Annotated in this window: 17 protein-coding genes, 1 pseudogene and 1 other annotated feature; of the genes and pseudogenes, 17 read left to right on the top strand and 1 reads right to left on the bottom strand. The window is 41.1% G+C overall.

Annotated features, from left to right (window positions below):
* Positions 1-14: 14 nt before the first annotated feature.
* A complete protein-coding gene (gene sspI, locus HNQ84_RS08965; protein WP_032100298.1) occupies positions 15-224 on the bottom strand; it encodes a small acid-soluble spore protein SspI in 210 nt (69 codons plus the stop codon).
* Between the two features lie 83 nt (positions 225-307).
* Here sspI and msrA point away from each other — a divergent pair, with 83 nt between their 5' ends.
* The 17 genes and pseudogenes from msrA (at position 308) to HNQ84_RS08880 (ending at position 16,121) form a co-directional block, all read left to right on the top strand.
* Positions 308-832 carry a peptide-methionine (S)-S-oxide reductase MsrA gene (gene msrA, locus HNQ84_RS08960; protein WP_021093804.1) on the top strand — a complete coding sequence of 175 codons (525 nt, stop codon included), beginning with the start codon at positions 308-310 and terminating at the stop codon, positions 830-832.
* A complete protein-coding gene (locus HNQ84_RS08955) occupies positions 829-1,581 on the top strand; it encodes a TrmH family RNA methyltransferase (RefSeq protein WP_435621895.1) in 753 nt (250 codons plus the stop codon). Before msrA ends, HNQ84_RS08955 begins: the two co-directional genes overlap by 4 nt.
* A gap of 70 nt (positions 1,582-1,651) precedes the next feature.
* Positions 1,652-1,887: a binding site (T-box leader), on the top strand.
* Positions 1,888-2,092: 205 nt separating this feature from the next.
* Positions 2,093-3,127 (top strand): phenylalanine--tRNA ligase subunit alpha, encoded by a 1,035-nt coding sequence (gene pheS / locus HNQ84_RS08950; RefSeq protein ID WP_435621894.1) that lies wholly within the window; start codon positions 2,093-2,095, stop codon positions 3,125-3,127.
* Between the two features lie 14 nt (positions 3,128-3,141).
* The gene (gene pheT / locus HNQ84_RS08945; RefSeq protein WP_435621893.1) at positions 3,142-5,556 is read left to right on the top strand and encodes a phenylalanine--tRNA ligase subunit beta; all 2,415 of its coding nucleotides are present in this window, start codon (positions 3,142-3,144) and stop codon (positions 5,554-5,556) included.
* Positions 5,557-5,842: 286 nt separating this feature from the next.
* Positions 5,843-6,181: a hypothetical protein gene (locus tag HNQ84_RS08940; RefSeq protein WP_003396547.1), complete on the top strand. Its 339-nt coding sequence runs from the start codon at positions 5,843-5,845 to the stop codon at positions 6,179-6,181.
* A gap of 110 nt (positions 6,182-6,291) precedes the next feature.
* Positions 6,292-6,629 (top strand): annotated as a pseudogene (locus HNQ84_RS08935) (IS1380 family transposase); the annotation flags it as partial.
* A gap of 87 nt (positions 6,630-6,716) precedes the next feature.
* The gene (locus tag HNQ84_RS08930; protein ID WP_435621892.1) at positions 6,717-7,169 is read left to right on the top strand and encodes a hypothetical protein; all 453 of its coding nucleotides are present in this window, start codon (positions 6,717-6,719) and stop codon (positions 7,167-7,169) included.
* 208 nt (positions 7,170-7,377) lie between these two features.
* Entirely contained in the window at positions 7,378-8,718 is a 1,341-nt protein-coding gene (locus tag HNQ84_RS08925; protein ID WP_435621891.1) for a polymorphic toxin type 8 domain-containing protein, read from the top strand.
* A 4-nt stretch (positions 8,719-8,722) separates the two neighbouring features.
* Complete coding sequence (locus tag HNQ84_RS08920) at positions 8,723-9,097, top strand: DUF2750 domain-containing protein (RefSeq protein WP_066327990.1); 375 nt, start codon at positions 8,723-8,725, stop codon at positions 9,095-9,097.
* A 394-nt stretch (positions 9,098-9,491) separates the two neighbouring features.
* Complete coding sequence (locus tag HNQ84_RS08915; protein ID WP_435621890.1) at positions 9,492-9,647, top strand: hypothetical protein; 156 nt, start codon at positions 9,492-9,494, stop codon at positions 9,645-9,647.
* 222 nt (positions 9,648-9,869) lie between these two features.
* Positions 9,870-10,370 carry a hypothetical protein gene (locus HNQ84_RS08910; RefSeq protein ID WP_435621889.1) on the top strand — a complete coding sequence of 167 codons (501 nt, stop codon included), beginning with the start codon at positions 9,870-9,872 and terminating at the stop codon, positions 10,368-10,370.
* A complete protein-coding gene (locus HNQ84_RS08905) occupies positions 10,367-10,762 on the top strand; it encodes an isoprenoid biosynthesis enzyme family protein (protein ID WP_435621888.1) in 396 nt (131 codons plus the stop codon). The genes HNQ84_RS08910 and HNQ84_RS08905 overlap by 4 nt, the downstream gene beginning before the upstream one ends.
* Before the next feature lie 18 nt (positions 10,763-10,780).
* Positions 10,781-10,936 (top strand): competence pheromone ComX, encoded by a 156-nt coding sequence (gene comX, locus HNQ84_RS08900; protein ID WP_183242144.1) that lies wholly within the window; start codon positions 10,781-10,783, stop codon positions 10,934-10,936.
* A gap of 6 nt (positions 10,937-10,942) precedes the next feature.
* Positions 10,943-13,201: a sensor histidine kinase gene (locus HNQ84_RS08895; RefSeq protein WP_435621887.1), complete on the top strand. Its 2,259-nt coding sequence runs from the start codon at positions 10,943-10,945 to the stop codon at positions 13,199-13,201.
* 21 nt (positions 13,202-13,222) lie between these two features.
* Complete coding sequence (locus HNQ84_RS08890) at positions 13,223-13,873, top strand: response regulator transcription factor (protein WP_435621886.1); 651 nt, start codon at positions 13,223-13,225, stop codon at positions 13,871-13,873.
* Between the two features lie 169 nt (positions 13,874-14,042).
* Complete coding sequence (locus HNQ84_RS08885; RefSeq protein WP_435621885.1) at positions 14,043-15,038, top strand: 3-oxoacyl-[acyl-carrier-protein] synthase III C-terminal domain-containing protein; 996 nt, start codon at positions 14,043-14,045, stop codon at positions 15,036-15,038.
* A 111-nt stretch (positions 15,039-15,149) separates the two neighbouring features.
* On the top strand, positions 15,150-16,121 hold the full coding sequence (locus HNQ84_RS08880; RefSeq protein ID WP_435621884.1) for an MMPL family transporter: 972 nt from the start codon (positions 15,150-15,152) through the stop codon (positions 16,119-16,121).
* The last annotated feature ends 69 nt before the right edge of the window (positions 16,122-16,190 follow it).

Below are 16,190 nucleotides of genomic sequence, written 5' to 3'. Positions count from 1 at the left end.
CTTCAACGCGAAGGCTATTTTTTTACGGCTTCTTCTAATGTGGCAAGCATTGATTGTTTTTGTTCCTCTGTTGCGTGATTCCATAACGCTTCAAATAAAACGCCAAGACCAGGTAAATATTTTTCTTCGCCTTGTTGAATCGCATCGACGATCGTATGTTCAAGCTGGTCTTTTGAGCTGTTTGCGACGTTTGCCATGACGGCACCGCGTAAATTAAAGTCCATTTGATTCACTCCATTCTTTATGTATTGCGTACGTAGTTTTTGCTATAATGATAATTACTATTCATCAAAGAGGAGAGAGGAAAATGGAAAAAGCAACATTTGCGGGCGGATGTTTTTGGTGCATGGTCACTCCGTTTGAAGAACTTGACGGCATTTATGGCATTGTTTCTGGATACACAGGCGGTCATGTCGAACATCCGACGTACGAACAAGTGAAAACAGGAACGACAGGACATTACGAAGCGGTACAAATTACGTTTGATCCAGATGTGTTTCCGTACGAAAAATTGTTGGAGTTGTATTGGTGTCAAATTGATCCGACGGATGATGGCGGGCAATTTCATGACCGTGGTCCACAATATCGAACAGCGATTTTTTATCATAATGAGAGACAAAAAACATTAGCGGAGCAATCGAAAAAGCAATTAGAAGAAAGCGGACGTTTTTCCAAACCGATCGTGACAGAAATTTTACCAGCGACAACGTTTTATCCAGCAGAAGACTATCATCAAAATTACCATAAAAAAAATCCGAAACATTATAAAGAAGACCGCGCTGCCTCAGGCCGCGATGAATTTATTGCGAAACATTGGGGGAACAACGAGTGAAACGAATTGAATCGCCGAAAAATGAGCGAGTAAAGCAATGGAAAAAACTTTTAACGAAAAAAGGACGCGACAAAACCGGTCTGTTTCTCATTGAAGGGTTTCATTTAGTAGAAGAGGCGGTCAAAAGTGGCGTTCATATCGAACAACTGATTGTTGCGGAGCATGCGGTCATCCCAGCAAGCTGGGACATTGCCCATATTCCGATGACGATTGTGACCGACGATGTGATCAAAGCGATTAGCGATACAGAAACACCGCAAGGCATCGCAGCGGTATGTAAACAACTGCATTGGAACATTGATGATATACAAACGGCATTGTTCATTGACACCGTACAAGATCCTGGGAATGTAGGGACAATCATTCGCACGGCAGATGCCGCTGGAATAGACGCTGTTGTTGTCGGAGAAGGAAGCGCAGATATATACAATGCAAAAGTGATTCGTGCTACGCAAGGTTCGTTGTTTCATTTCCCTGTTATAAAAGGAGATATTGGGCAATGGATCGCCCACTTTCAAAACAAGCATATCCCTATTTATGGAACATCGCTTCAAAATGGGGTAGACTACCGTTCTGTATCTCCTTCTTCATCGTTTGCATTAATTGTTGGAAATGAAGGAAGCGGAGTAAACGATAAGTGGCTGCAACAGACGACAACAAACTTATATGTGCCGATTTACGGGAAGGCAGAATCGTTAAACGTAGCCGTTGCAACAGGAATTTTACTTTACCATTTGCAGAAAAAATAAACATATGTTTGTATCATCACCTTGCAGCTTATTGCCTATTTGCTTATAATAAATGAAGAATTTCATCATACAAAAAACGATGATCGAGAAGAGTAGCTTGCCGATCGCCATTCAGGGAGAAAACGCCATAGACTGCGAGCGTTTTTATGGTTGAAGCAAGTGAATTCACCTCGGGAGTTGGCGCTTGGACCATTTTGCGCATGCGAAATGTAAAGGCGTTCCGGTGTAGACCGTTATCTGAATGGAGTGAGCTATGCTTATTGTATAGCTAACAAGGGTGGTACCGCGAGTGCACTCGTCCCTTACTTAAGGGGCGAGTTTTTTATTTAAAGATTAAGAAAGTATAAAATTTCAGATTTACGGAACTGTCTAGCTCCAAGCGCCATCGGCTCGAGTCGCTTCGCCCCTTCTTTCGGCGGCGACAGCCTCCTCGGTGGGGCTTGTGCGCTCTTCGCCGATAGGCGGGCGCTTTGCGCTTTTCTTAATTATACATAACAAGGGAGGGTATTTCATGAAAGAGCGGTTACAACAGCTTCAACAAGAAGCACTTGAAAAAATTGAACAGGCAAACGATTTAAAAGCGCTCAATGACGTGCGCGTCGCATATCTTGGCAAAAAAGGCCCAATTACAGAAGTGCTACGCGGGATGGGGGCGCTGTCGCCTGAAGAACGTCCAATTATGGGAGCGCTTGTCAACGACGTGCGTGAAGCGATTCAACGAGCGTTAGAAGCAAAGCAAGCAACGCTTGAACAAGAAGAAGTCGAGAAAAAGTTGGCGTCTGAAGCGATTGACGTGACACTTCCGGGGCGTCCGATTAGACGCGGCAACCATCATCCGTTAACGCGCGTCATTGAAGAAATTGAAGATTTATTTATCGGAATGGGCTATACGATTGCTGAAGGACCGGAAGTCGAAAAAGACTATTACAACTTTGAAGCGCTCAATTTGCCAAAAGGTCATCCTGCGCGCGATATGCAAGATTCGTTTTATATAACAGAGGAAATTTTATTGCGTACGCATACGTCACCTGTGCAAGCAAGAACGATGGAAAAACATCAAGGGCGCGGTCCTGTAAAAATCATTTGCCCGGGAAAAGTGTATCGCCGCGACAACGATGATGCAACGCATTCCCATCAATTTACACAAATCGAAGGACTTGTTGTAGACGAAAACATTCGCATGAGCGATTTAAAAGGAACGTTACGTGAATTTGCGCGCAAAATGTTTGGCGAAGATCGCGATATTCGCTTCCGCCCAAGCTTTTTCCCATTTACAGAACCGTCTGTTGAAGTCGACGTTTCATGTGCAAATTGTGGCGGAAACGGTTGTAGCGTATGTAAAGGAACAGGTTGGATTGAAATTTTAGGGGCAGGGATGGTTCATCCGAACGTACTTGAAATGGCAGGATTTGATTCGAAAAAATATACAGGCTTTGCGTTCGGTATGGGTCCGGAGCGTATTGCAATGTTAAAATACGGCATTGATGATATTCGTCATTTTTATCAAAACGACATTCGTTTCTTACAACAATTTCATCGGGTGTAAAAGGAGGTTGCATGATGTTTGTTTCATATAAATGGCTACAGGAATACGTTGATTTAGCAGGCATTACCGCAAAAGAATTAGCCGGTCGCATCACGAAAGCAGGCATTGAAGTAGAAAGCGTTGAGGTGCGCAATAAAGGAATACAAGGTGTCGTCATCGGACATGTACTTGAGCGTGAACAACATCCGAACGCCGATAAATTAAGTAAATGTTTCGTCGATATTGGTGAAGGAGAGCCGGTGCAAATTATTTGCGGGGCGCCGAACGTCGCAAAAGGACAAAAGGTCGCTGTTGCTAAAGTTGGTGCCGTATTGCCTGGCAACTTTAAAATTAAACGCGCCAAACTGCGCGGTGAAGAATCGAACGGCATGATTTGTTCGTTACAAGAACTTGGCGTCGAGTCAAAATTAGTACCGAAAGAATACGCCGATGGCATTTTCGTTTTCCCAAGCGATGCACCAGTCGGGGCCGATGCGCTACAATTACTTTACTTAGATGACGAAGTGCTAGAACTTAGTTTAACACCAAACCGTGCCGATTGTTTGAGCATGGTTGGTGTTGCTTATGAAGTGGCAGCGATTTTAGGGCGAAGTGTAAAGCTCCCGACAATCGAACTTCACGAAAACAGCGAAAGCGTTCACGATTATATTTCTGTCCGCGTCGATGCGCCAGAAGACAATTCGCTATACGCAGGACGCATCGTGAAAAACGTGAAAATTGCTCCGTCTCCGCTTTGGATGCAAGCGCGTTTAATGGCAGCCGGCATCCGCCCGCATAATAATGTCGTTGATATTACGAACTACATTTTACTTGAATACGGTCAGCCGCTTCATGCGTTTGACTACGACCGGCTCGGTTCAAAAGAAATCGTCGTTCGCCGCGCAAAAGCCGGTGAAACGATCGTGACGCTTGATGATGTAGAGCGCACGCTGACAGAAGAGCATCTCGTCATTACAAACGGGAAAGAGCCTGTCGCTTTAGCTGGTGTGATGGGCGGTGCGAATTCGGAAGTATGTGATGAAACAGTAAACGTATTTATTGAAGCGGCATATTTTAACGGGGCGACGATTCGCCAAGCGGTCAAAGATCACGGATTGCGCAGCGAGTCGAGCACACGCTTTGAAAAAGGAATTGATCCTGCGCGCACGAAAGAAGCGCTTGACCGCGCAGCTGCGTTAATGGCGGAATATGCTAGCGGCGAAGTCGTTGGCGGCGTTGTCGAAGTCAACACGCTAACAAAAAAAGAAGTCGTCGTTACGATTACGTTAGATCGTATCAATCGCGTGCTTGGCACAACAATTACGAAAGAAGAAGTCGCAGGCATTTTGACGAACTTGCAATTTACATTTACAGAACATGACGGTACGTTTACGATTACTGTTCCGTCACGTCGTGCAGATATTACAATTGAAGAAGACATCATCGAAGAAGTGGCGCGTTTATATGGATACGACCATTTACCAGCAACATTACCGATCGGCGAGGCAAAGCCAGGAAAACTCACACCATATCAAGCAAAGCGCCGCCACGTGCGCCGTTATTTAGAAGATGCGGGCTTGTTCCAAGCGATTACGTACTCGCTCACAAACGAAGCAAAAGCGACGATGTTTGCGCTTGAAACAGCTACACCAATTCGCCTAGCATTGCCGATGAGCGAAGAGCGCAGCGTCTTGCGGCAAAGTTTAGTGCCGCACTTGCTAGAGGCGGCAAGCTACAACCGCGCTCGCCAAGTCGAAAACGTCGCGCTATATGAAATCGGCTCGGTATACTTAGCTAACGGCGAACATGAACTGCCGAACGAAAAAGAACGTCTCGCAGGCGTTCTGACAGGTGTATGGCATGCCCATTTATGGCAAGGAGAGAAAAAAGCAGTTGATTTTTATGTCGCAAAAGGCATTGTAGATGGCTTGTTTGCGTTGCTAGGATTAGAGAGCCGTATCGAATACAAGCAAGCAAAACGCGAGTACCTTCATCCAGGACGTACAGCCGATATGTTGTTGGACGGCAAAACAATCGGCTTTATCGGTCAGCTACATCCGAACGTGCAAAAACAATTTGATTTGAAAGAAACGTACGTCTTTGAGCTAGACCTTGAAGCTTTATTAAAAGCGGAAGTAGGTGACATTCGCTATACAGCGATTCCACGCTTCCCGTCGATTACGCGCGACATTGCCCTTGTCGTTGATGAGCATATCGTAGCAGGTGACCTCGAGCGAGCAATTATTGAAGCAGGCGGAGAGCTATTAAAAGAAGTAACGATTTTCGACGTTTACAAAGGCGACCGCCTCCCAGAAGGAAAAAAATCGATCGCCTTCTCGCTCCGCTACTACGACCCAGAGCGGACATTAACAGATGAAGAAGTCACAAACGTTCACGAACAAGTGATCAAAGCGGTCGAACAACAATTCGGCGCCACATTGCGCGCATAAAACGAATCCCCCATCTAATGCATAAGCATTGGATGGGGGTTTTTATGTCCTTGTCGGATCGGTGAGGGCGTTTTTTGTCCAGTCCGCCAAAATTGGCGGGCGCACCGTCAAAAAAATGGCGGGGTTCGACATCAAGTTGGCGGTGAAAGAGAGAGAAAATGGAGGTATAATGAGGTTGAATAGGAAAAATACATAAGGATGATATTTTTATGAAGAATAAATTCGTAGTTCTAGTTCTCAACTAGCACGACGAATTTATTTATCTATTATGTGAGGTGTTCTTAACATGCATCGGCATCTGCCTTTGGAAGAAGAAGTGATGAACATGTTAATTGGTGGTTTTTCCACAATAATGTTCATTGCAATTATTACATTAATTTTTCTTTGGAGAAGGAATACCACACAAAGAGCAGCATTTCTTTGGATTTTCGTGCATTTTGTATCGTTCTTTATTGCTGTATATTTGGCATTAAAAGCAATTTCTTTTGACATTAATCATCCGATGGCGTCAGAAGAAATTTCCCTTCTTTTAGGTGAATCAGGGGCATTATGGGCAGGAAGTATGATTTGTCTGTTAGTTGGTATTTTTAAACTTTCAAAAGTAACGAAGGATGATAAAAAATAAGGTTCTGTAGTTGAATATCTGAATCCGTGACAAAGCATTTTTACAATAGATGCGAACCATTGATACCATAAGGAAAAACAACGTTGACGCATCAAAAGTAGGTGAATGTCATGAAAGATTTCCCGATTCGTTTTGTATTGACAGATGAAGCGATTACCCCAAGCCCTAGGCTTGCTTTCATTGTCTACTTACTCCATCAAACGAAACTGGATAAACGAGTAAACGCGCTTCGGATTCCAACCGTTCGTCGAGAGGTGCACATTTCCCATAGCGACGTCATTCGATCGATGATGTGCTTGCCACAGGAAAAACGGATTTCGATCATATCGAAGCATATTATCATGACGATATCTTTTCGGCATCAATGAGGATTCAACATGTGCCTTCCTCCCCCGACCCTGCGGTAGCGACTCGATCAGCTCAATTGGCGTGCACACCGCCAAAAGAAGGCGGGGTTCGACACCAAGTTGGCGGTGAAGAATGGAAAAAAGTGAAGTATAATCAAACTATCAAAACGAAAGGAGGAATTTTTTAAATGATTCGTCAATTGATCAGTGTAGCAGTAGCAGTAATGCTTGTTGGAGGAATTTTATTTGGCATAGGAAAAGATTCGTTGGCAACTTCGAATCAACAGGGGATTAATTCCTCAAAAGAATCAGGGACGATTACTCCTCAATCGATTGCCTCAAAGACAAAAACAACAACGATCCAAGTTGGACAAACCGTTCAAACTTTGTATGTGACAGGAACTTTTGAAACTCAGTATAGTGATGTTCATAAAAGACAACTGTTTTCGGGAGTTAAATCGATCTCCTCAAAAGCGTCTGGCAGTGGGACGTGGACACAGACAGGATATAATGCGGAATTAATTGATGGTGGTCGCACATACGTCATTACGGTCTCCGGGAAATATTCCTATCATGGTGCAACATATACGATTTCAACAAGTATAGAATTTTATTGTAATGCTAATCGTTCTATTGGGTAGTAAGTGATACAAAAATTCTAATTATACAAAGAATACATGGTGAAACTTTAGTAATGATGATCGAACAAATATTGCTCTATAAAATCTGTCGAAAAGTACAAAATTTGTCGAAAAAATCTCGTTGCCCCCCTCCCATGAACTTTTTGTATAGTAAACTCATCAAATGTAAGACTATTTCCACTATGTTACGATTGGAGGAACAAAACATATGTCTTTTTGGGGTTCATTAAGCAAATGGGGGCATTCAGTCAGTAAAAAGATTGAACAGACGACAAAACATGTTGCCAAAGACTTCAAAAAGGTAGAAAAGACGATTCAACGAGCAGAGAAGAAAGTGGAATCAGTCACCAAACAAATTGTAAAAGATACGATTCAAATTAGCCAAAAAGCAAAAGAGGCTTTTGAGAAAGTGGAGCAAAAAATAGAAAAAACAAGCAAACACATCGCTAATGATGTAAAAAAAGCAGAGAAAGCGATACATCAAACGGTTAATCATGTGGAAAAGAAAGTGGAGCAAGTAACGAAACAGGCGATCAAAGACACGGTACATATTAGTCAGAAAGCGCAAAAAGCGTTTCATGAGGCGGAAAAGAAAACAGAACGAGTGACAAAACAAATCGTTCATCATGCGAAAAAAACTACATCTGAAACCGTTCATTCTGTTAAACAAACGTTGAAAGATACAGAAAAAACGCTGGAACGCGGTGTTCACCAACTAGAAAAGAAAGCAGGACTTGCCGTTAAACAAGCTGCTCGTAGTATAATGAACACAGGACAACATGCCGAAAAAACCGTTCTGTCCGTAGCGAAACGTACAGAACAATCATGGCATAGTTTTAAGAAACATCCGATGGAAAGGACAAAAGAGTTTGTCACAGGTGCAGGCGATGCAGCGTTATCGGATATGACATTAAACGTTGTACAAAAGCGCTCAGATTACAGTAAACATCCGACGGCATACAAAGCAGGGCAAGCGTTTGGACATGCGGTAGCAACAATCGCAGGCGTGATGGAAACGACAAGTTCTATTGCCACTGGTGCAGGCGGGATGTTGCTTAACGCCACAGGAGCAGGGGCAGTCATTGGAACGCCTGTCACAGCGGTTGCTGCTGTAGGAGTAGCGCATGGGACAGGACTTACCACCGTAGGAGGGGCAGGCTTTGCGAAAAGCGCGAAAGAACTGTATCAGCAGATGAGTCGGAGTGGTGGGGTTTCTGGCAGGAAAAGTACGAGAACGGAGAATGTTAACCAACCTGTCGTCAAAAACTCTGGTAGGTCAGGAAAACAAGCAAGACTTAAAGAGATAGCAAATGATGATAAAGTTTCATCAGCATTGCGTGGCGAAATTAAACGTGATATGAATGAAATAGCAGCAGGAAAGAGGAAAAATATAAGAGTACCCCAGGGGTATGAACTTGCCCATAGAAGGGGCTATGAAGCAAGAAATGGATATGGGTATGAGCACAGCGACTTACAAATGATTAAGAATCATAGAACTCAGCATAAGCATGATGGTTATGGAAAAAAGAAGAAAAATAATGGAGAGTGATAGGATGATTAACAAGGAACTTGAAGCTGTTATAAAACTACCTGCTAATAAAAGATATGAGTACTTTATCAAGAAAGTTGTTGACTTCGAAGAGGTTTGGGGGTTGTATCATGATGGTTGGGCAATATCTCAAGACGATACAGGGAAAATGTTAATGCCGTTTTGGCCAAAAAAAGAATTTGCGGAGCTTTGTTCTATTGAGGAATGGTCCGATTATACACCGAAAAGCATTGATTTAGATGAATTTATTAATGACTGGTTGCCTGGCATAAAAAAGGATGGTTATAAATTATCTATATTTTGGAATAATAATGATTCAGCTGTATTAGAAGTAGATACTCTACTTAGAGACTTGGAGACTGAATTAGAAAAGTACTGATATTTCAACAATATTGACTGACCATATGGCCTTCAAACTCGAAAATTGTAGAGAATTACAACTTGACATGGAGATCTTTTGGATGTGGTTAAAAAGTCCAAAAAACAGCGATATCAAGGAGCGGTTATGTTTAAAAATCCTATCACTCCCCTTACTCCTTGTAAATTTGCCATAAGCCGAACCTCTACAGATCTCTGGTACTGTCAAAAGTTTTAAAATCGTACCCTTAATTTTTATTGATTTTATGCTGTTCTCGACAAAAAAAGCTTGCCACCTGCTGTTTTTGGTACAATTGAGGTAACGATGAGGTAACGACACACCCAAACACCCAAAATAAAGGAGTTGTTACCTCAATTATTAATCAAATTCCGTTGCCATTGGTACAGGTGGGGTAGTGCTTAACGCCACAGGAGCAGGAGCAGTCATTGGAACGCCTGCCACAGCGGTTGCTGCTGTGGAAGTAGCGCATGGGACAGGACTTGCCACCGTAGGAGGGGCAGGCTTTGCGAAAAGCGCGAAAGAACTGTATCAGCAGATGAAGTCGGAGTGATGGGGTTTCGCTGGGGGAGGTAAGGGAGCAGGGGGAGCTTTTGAGATTGCGAAGAACGGAGGAAAGCATTCAGGGTTTTATAAACTTAGGTGAAAAGATTTAAAATATGCATTTACCAGACTTGTCACAATCTTCGACAAGTCTTTTTATTTTTCAGGAAGGAATTTCATTGAACTTGTCGAATGTTCCCTATTTGTAAATATTTGTGCAAGGTGCGGTCGGATGAGTGAAAAGGGAAAAATAGCGAAACAAATGAAAGAAATTGTGGAACTATTCATGTCGGAACCACAACTAAAGGCACACATGTTGATGGCAATTGAGGAACATATGAAAGAGAGCGATTTGGTTTTTGGTCGATTAGCCAATTTGCACCATGACATGTTTTCAAAACAGGAATATCCCTTCATTTATATCGCCACAGCTGTTGAATTAATCGTGCTTGCTGGCGATTTACTTGATGACGTAGTTGATCAAGATCGATTAAAAGATGATGCGATTACCGTACATACTGCGATTGGGTTTTTGTTATTAGGGCAGCAAGTAATTGCTCATTTGCACATTGCTGATGAAAAGAAATTAAAGGCACTATCATATGTTACGTCTTGCTTGCTTCAGAGTGTACATGGACAACAGACTGATGTGGCGTGTAACGTACAGACAGAAGCAGAATATATAAAGATGGTAGAGAAAAATCAGGCTCTCTTGTTGCGATGGTTTGTGTGATCGGAGCATTATTAGCAGGAAAAGAGGACATCGCAGCGATTGAAACATATGCTCGCTACATCGGCATTGCGGCACAAATCGATAATGATCTTGATGCGCTATACAACTGGGATAAAAAAGCTGATATTCAAGCAAAGAAAAAGTCGCTTCCGATTTTGTATATGCTAGAAAGCAAACAAAATAACTTGTGGCAGCAGTATTTCAACAACGATATAGACTACGATCGGATGTATGTCCAAAAAGAAAAAGCGCTTCAGCAAATGGAACAGGAAGGAGCGATTTACTATGCGAAAGTGATGAGCCAAATTTACAAGGAAAAAGCGTGGCAAGAAATCGAAAAACTAGATGTAGATGATAAGCATAAATCCGCACTGAAAACAATGATTTTGTAATGTTGGAGGGGAATTGTGATGCAACAAATCATTCGTTTTTTAGTCGAACATCCGGAAATCGTCGAAAAATTACAAAATGGTACAGTGAGCTTAATTGGTTTAAGTGAGTTAGAGGGAAAAGCGGTGATAAAGGCGTTTAGCGAATCGATTCATCCGCTTAGATATTGGATGTAGATCACAATGAAACGACCAGTCATCGCCATGATTGTTGCTTCGATTTTAGCGCTATATTTAACCGTTTTAAATGTGAAACATCCATTGATCGGCATGGATGTAGTAGAAAACAAGAATGGTGATATGATTGTTAACGACCTTTACGAGTTTGGCTGGGCAAAAAAACATGGGATTCATATTCATGATCAAGTGTTAAAAGTAGATGAAAAGCCCCCGCTCTCCCATTTTACTGTACGGGAATACAAAACAATTGAACAAGCGAAAACAATAACGATTCAGAGAGAAAATCAAATCCAAACATTGACGGTTGACTATCAAGCGCATGGAACGGAACAGTGGTTGTATTATATTCTTTTGCCGACGGGTTTTTTTCTATTCGCTGTTCGTTTAAGCGTTTTTTTGCTTCGTTTGCGGCCAGATGATAACTCGGCGACCGTGCTGATTTACTTGTTGTTATCGGCAGGGCTTTGTTATATCAGTGCCAGTTTATCAGCGAAGCATGCGCCTTTTGGAAGGCAAATATTCAGCGGTGCATTTTTCATGCTGCCTCCGCTATTTTTGCATTTTGTTTACAACTATTTTGAAAACGAAAAGAAAGTATGGTTTGCGAAAAAAATCGTCTTTTTCCTTTATTGGTTTAACGTTGTGATGTTTATTATTTCACTGATGTCTATACCGTTTCGTTCGATAAGTGAAACGGAAGTGTTATTGACGGCATTTTTTATCAATACGGTTATCATTCTTGCTTTGTTAAGAAAAGGGTTCGTTGATTTGAAAAAAGATGAACAGCAACATACCGTAACAGGATTGTTATTGGCGATTAGTTTATCGACGATCCCGTTTCTTTTCTTTTATAGTCTTCCTATGCTAGTAATGAAAAAATGGATATTGCCAGCGGAATTAACGGTTATCTTTCTTTTCGCCTTACCGATCGTTTTTTTTTATTTAATGGCAACAGATCAACTGTTTCAACTGCCATTTTCCATCGAGCGGTTAAAGTATCTTAGTTTGTTCGCATTATTCCCATCTTTTTTTATAATGATTGTGTACAATCAATGGATCCATCGCTCTAGCAAATGGGCTGAACTTGTTGTTTTATTTTCTGTCGTTTATATCATCGTTCTTGTTGCTTTTTACATAAAAGAATGGTTAGACCGCAAATGGCGGGCAAAATTACGGATGCAAAAACATTTTTATGAAGAGAGTTTGTATCGCATAAGTGAACAACTGAAAAAACAGCGTACAGTAGAAGGAGCCATGTATTGTTTGGAAAAGGAATTGCAAGAAATTTTGGACGTGGAAAAAATAAAGGTGATTCAGTCCATAAACGAACCACCTTCTTTCAAGTACAATCAAGCACATTGGGCGAATATCGTCAAAAAAATAAATGGTGCTCCACTTTCGATCGGTCGCGTCATTGAACATCGCTCCTTATTTGTCGTGTTTATCGGCTCATTTCGTCAAACACCTTTATGGCTAGTAGGGAAGAAGAAACGACCTCTTTCCTTTCGCACCGATCAAAAAGACTGGCTATCTACCATTGTTTATTATACGAGCATGACGATCGAAAACATGTTAAAAGTGGAGGATCTATTGAAAGAGTTAGATCGATTAAAAGAGAAAGAACATTCGATTTCGTTTACTCGGTTGATGTTCCAATGGTCAGAAAGGGAAAGAAAAAAACTGGCGATCGATTTGCACGATACATTGCTTCAAGATTTAATTTTGTTAAGAAGAAAAGTGGAAAACTTGCTTGTTCAACCTCTGTACGTGGAAGATATACAAAAACAGCTAAACGATATCGACGAGGAGCTCCTCAATGTTATTGATGTAACAAGAGAAATATGCCATGAATTAAGACCGCCGTTTTTGAGTCAGATGGGACTAAAACAAGCAATCTCGCAGCTTATTGACCGATTTCATTTACGTACGAATATAAAAGTAAAGTGGAATGTTCACATACAAGCTAAATTAGGAGAAGAACAGGAACTGGCGATGTATCGGATCATACAAGAATTGTTAAACAACGCCGTAAAACATTCTCAAGCATCAACGATCCACCTCGTATTGGATGCGCAAGATGAGGCTGTTCAACTTTGTTATGTAGACGATGGAATAGGAATAGAGATGGAAAAATTAAATGATCATCATGGTAATTTAGGATTATTTGGAATAAAAGAGCGTGTGCAAGGATTAGGTGGAGCATGCAAAATCGATTCATCACATGGATCTGGATTGGAGATAACGGTCACCATCCCATTATAGACGTATGGAAAGGAGAGAAGCATGGCTCGTATTTTAATTGTCGACGATCATCTTCTTGTTTGTGAAGGTACGAGAAATGTGCTTGAACGTGAAGGAGATTTTCAAGTAGACATTACGACATCTGCGAGCGAAGCAGAACAAATGATCGAGCAACGTGCGTATGATGTATGTTTACTTGACTGGTGTATGTCGGATATGAGCGGTATCGAATTGAGTAAACGAATTCTCGAAAAACAGCCAACTGCGAAAATTGTCATCTATACCGGATATGATATTGTTCCCTTTTTAAATTATTTCATTGAATCAGGCATTACAGGCTTTGTCAGTAAAACCGCATCAAGTGAGCAATTAGTGACAGCGATTCGCTGTGCGCTACGAGATGAGGCGGTCATTCCTGTGCATGTATTGCGTCAGCTGTGCCGTTGTGGAGCAAAAGAAAATATGGATGAAAACGGACAACTGGCTGTGCTGAGTCCTCTCGAGCAAGAACTATTAATGGAAGTTGCTAACGGCTTATGTAATAAAGACATTGCCAAAAAACATCACACGAGTCAAAGAACGATAGAAAGACATTTATCGCGCATCTTCACAAAGCTGCACGTATCTTCACGAATAGAAGCAGTGGAAAAAGCAAAACAATTAGGGCTCATTCCAGAGCATCATATGTTGTGAATGCCTTCACCGGATCGGTGAGGGCATTTTCTTTTTTGGAAGTCCGCCATTTCGTGTCGGTATCCGACAAAAAAAATGGCGGGGTTCGACACCATGTTGGCGGTGAATGAGTGAAAATGTGAGGCTATAATTAGGTTGAATGAAGAAAAAGCTTGTGGAGGGGATGAAAATGTTTAAAGTAAAGATTGCTGGAATGGGAAAAGCTGTTGGATCATTAAAAGTAAAGAGTCAAGAATTAGAAGAGCAAATGAATGTTACAAGCGGTTGGATTGTTAAGGCAACAGGTATTGATTCTAGACATTATGTGAATTTTGAAGATGGAGAAAATGCGTTAACACTTGGTATAAAAGCTGCTAAGCAGGCAATCAAAAATAGTGGGATTGATCCGAAACAGATTGATTGTATAATTGGTGCCAATGGTTCTCCATTACAGGCTATTCCTTGTGGAGCTAGTTTATTTCAGCGAGAATTAGGTTTGGGTGATTCAGGAATTCCGTGTTTTGATGTTGATTCGACGTGCTATAGTTTCGGATTAGCTTTATTTGTGGCTGCTAATCTTATTCATAATCAAGTCTACAATCGCATCTTAATCATCAGTTCAGATGCTCCAAGTCCAACATTGCTAAAAACTTCTAATGAGGTAAGGGCTTTATTTGGAGATGGGGCTGCTGCTGCGATTGTTACTAAATCAGAAAAGGATGGAAAAAGCGCTCTTCAACATTTCAAAATGCAAACTTACGGATCGGGAGCCGATTTAACTTGCGTGAAGGGCGGGGGTACGCTAAGACACCCAAATGACCCGAAAACAAGAATAGAAGACAATTTGTTTCAGATGGATGGCAGGAAAGTGTTTAGGTATGCAGTTCGTCTACTTCCTGATTTTTTTAAAGATTTTTTTTCAGAAAGTGGTATATGTCAAAGTGATGTGAAATATTTGTTCCCTCATCAAACAAGCAAGCATGGAATAGATATTTTTAGAAAGTTTGGATTTCGTTCAGAACAAATTGCTTCTCATATTTCTACACATGGGAACTGCATTGCAGCTTCTCTTCCAATGTTGTTGTACGATTACATAGAGGATAACAGGATTAAGAGAGGAGATTTGGTGTTATTATTCGGAACTTCTGCCGGTTTATCTATAGGATGTGTAGCTTTGACGTACTAAAACATCAATGGGAAAGGTTCACTAACCATATATGTTATGAAAATAAACGGTCAAGGATCCGTTATTTTCACGGGAAAACTATAGTGAATATTTTTGAGAGATGGTGATTTCATGTTTAAAAGCTTGGGGAAGATGGCGTATGTTTATCGATGGATTATATTAGCTTTGTGGGTGATGATTTCATTTTTGCTTGTTTCATATGCATTTAAACTTCCGAACGTGCTTAGTGGCGATGGATTCGAGATGAAAAAAGGTTCTTATGCAGAAGTTCAAAAAATAGCGAGTGAAGAGTTTAATCTCCCAAATAACAGTGTTATTGTTTTATTTGAAAAAGAAAAAAAAGTAGAATACGAAGAGTTCATACATTTTATACAAAAAAAACTTGAGAGTGTTCGAAATGTAGAGGGATTAGTTAGTCTTATATCTCCTTATGATCGAGAAGAGCAGCTAAAGAACAATGTAGCATTTGCTGTTTTAGGATTTGACCGAGAATTCAATGATATGGAAGATATACTCCGTGAGTTAAAGAGAAAGTTAAAAAGTGAGGATGGAATTTACATTCGTTTGACAGGTCCTGCATTAATTAATGAGGACATGAATAAAGCAAGTCAAGAGGATTTGAAGAAAGCCGAAATGATTGGAATCCCAATTGCTTTAATTATCTTGTTAATCGCATTTGGTAGTTTTGTGGCGGCGTTTATTCCAATTGTAATTGGTTTACTTGCGGTTAGTTGTTCAATGGGAACGTTGTATTTCATCGGTCAGTATAAAGAGTTGTCCATTTTTACTTTGAATATTGTTCCAATGATTGGCTTGGCTTTAGGAATTGATTTTGCTTTATTGTTTATTAGTAGGTTTCGAGAAGAGTTAAAATCTGCGGATATAAAGGGAGCTACCGCTGTTGCAGTACAAACAGCAGGGAGAGCTATTTTATTTTCGGCTTTATGCGTGATTTTAGGGTTGGCTGGCATGTTAGTTATTGATGTTGAGATTTTTAAGACGGTCGCTATTAGCGGAGTAGTGATTGTTATCTTCTCATCGGTCATAGCTTTAACATTTTTGGGTCTTCACCATTTTCTGTGATTTCCACTCAATCCCAGAAACATGTTAGCTGGATGAAATGGGTTCATCAGTCAAGATCCTTCTTCCGCA

Source organism: Anoxybacillus eryuanensis, from assembly GCF_051200995.1.
GTDB classification, from domain to species: domain Bacteria; phylum Bacillota; class Bacilli; order Bacillales; family Anoxybacillaceae; genus Anoxybacillus; species Anoxybacillus tengchongensis.
The sequence above is the reverse complement of the archived record's forward strand: the minus strand, read 5'-3'. Positions and strand labels throughout refer to the sequence as shown.

Coding starts and splice junctions, on each gene's coding strand:
- msrA (WP_021093804.1), top strand. CDS start 308: ATGGAAAAAGCAACATTTGCGGGCGGATGTTTTTGGTGCATGGTCACT.
- HNQ84_RS08895 (WP_435621887.1), top strand. CDS start 10,943: ATGAAACGACCAGTCATCGCCATGATTGTTGCTTCGATTTTAGCGCTA.
- pheT (WP_435621893.1), top strand. CDS start 3,142: ATGTTTGTTTCATATAAATGGCTACAGGAATACGTTGATTTAGCAGGC.
- HNQ84_RS08940 (WP_003396547.1), top strand. CDS start 5,843: ATGCATCGGCATCTGCCTTTGGAAGAAGAAGTGATGAACATGTTAATT.
- comX (WP_183242144.1), top strand. CDS start 10,781: ATGCAACAAATCATTCGTTTTTTAGTCGAACATCCGGAAATCGTCGAA.
- HNQ84_RS08880 (WP_435621884.1), top strand. CDS start 15,150: ATGTTTAAAAGCTTGGGGAAGATGGCGTATGTTTATCGATGGATTATA.
- HNQ84_RS08920 (WP_066327990.1), top strand. CDS start 8,723: ATGATTAACAAGGAACTTGAAGCTGTTATAAAACTACCTGCTAATAAA.
- pheS (WP_435621894.1), top strand. CDS start 2,093: ATGAAAGAGCGGTTACAACAGCTTCAACAAGAAGCACTTGAAAAAATT.
- HNQ84_RS08930 (WP_435621892.1), top strand. CDS start 6,717: ATGATTCGTCAATTGATCAGTGTAGCAGTAGCAGTAATGCTTGTTGGA.
- sspI (WP_032100298.1), bottom strand. CDS start 224: ATGGACTTTAATTTACGCGGTGCCGTCATGGCAAACGTCGCAAACAGC.
- HNQ84_RS08925 (WP_435621891.1), top strand. CDS start 7,378: ATGTCTTTTTGGGGTTCATTAAGCAAATGGGGGCATTCAGTCAGTAAA.
- HNQ84_RS08885 (WP_435621885.1), top strand. CDS start 14,043: ATGTTTAAAGTAAAGATTGCTGGAATGGGAAAAGCTGTTGGATCATTA.
- HNQ84_RS08910 (WP_435621889.1), top strand. CDS start 9,870: ATGAGTGAAAAGGGAAAAATAGCGAAACAAATGAAAGAAATTGTGGAA.
- HNQ84_RS08890 (WP_435621886.1), top strand. CDS start 13,223: ATGGCTCGTATTTTAATTGTCGACGATCATCTTCTTGTTTGTGAAGGT.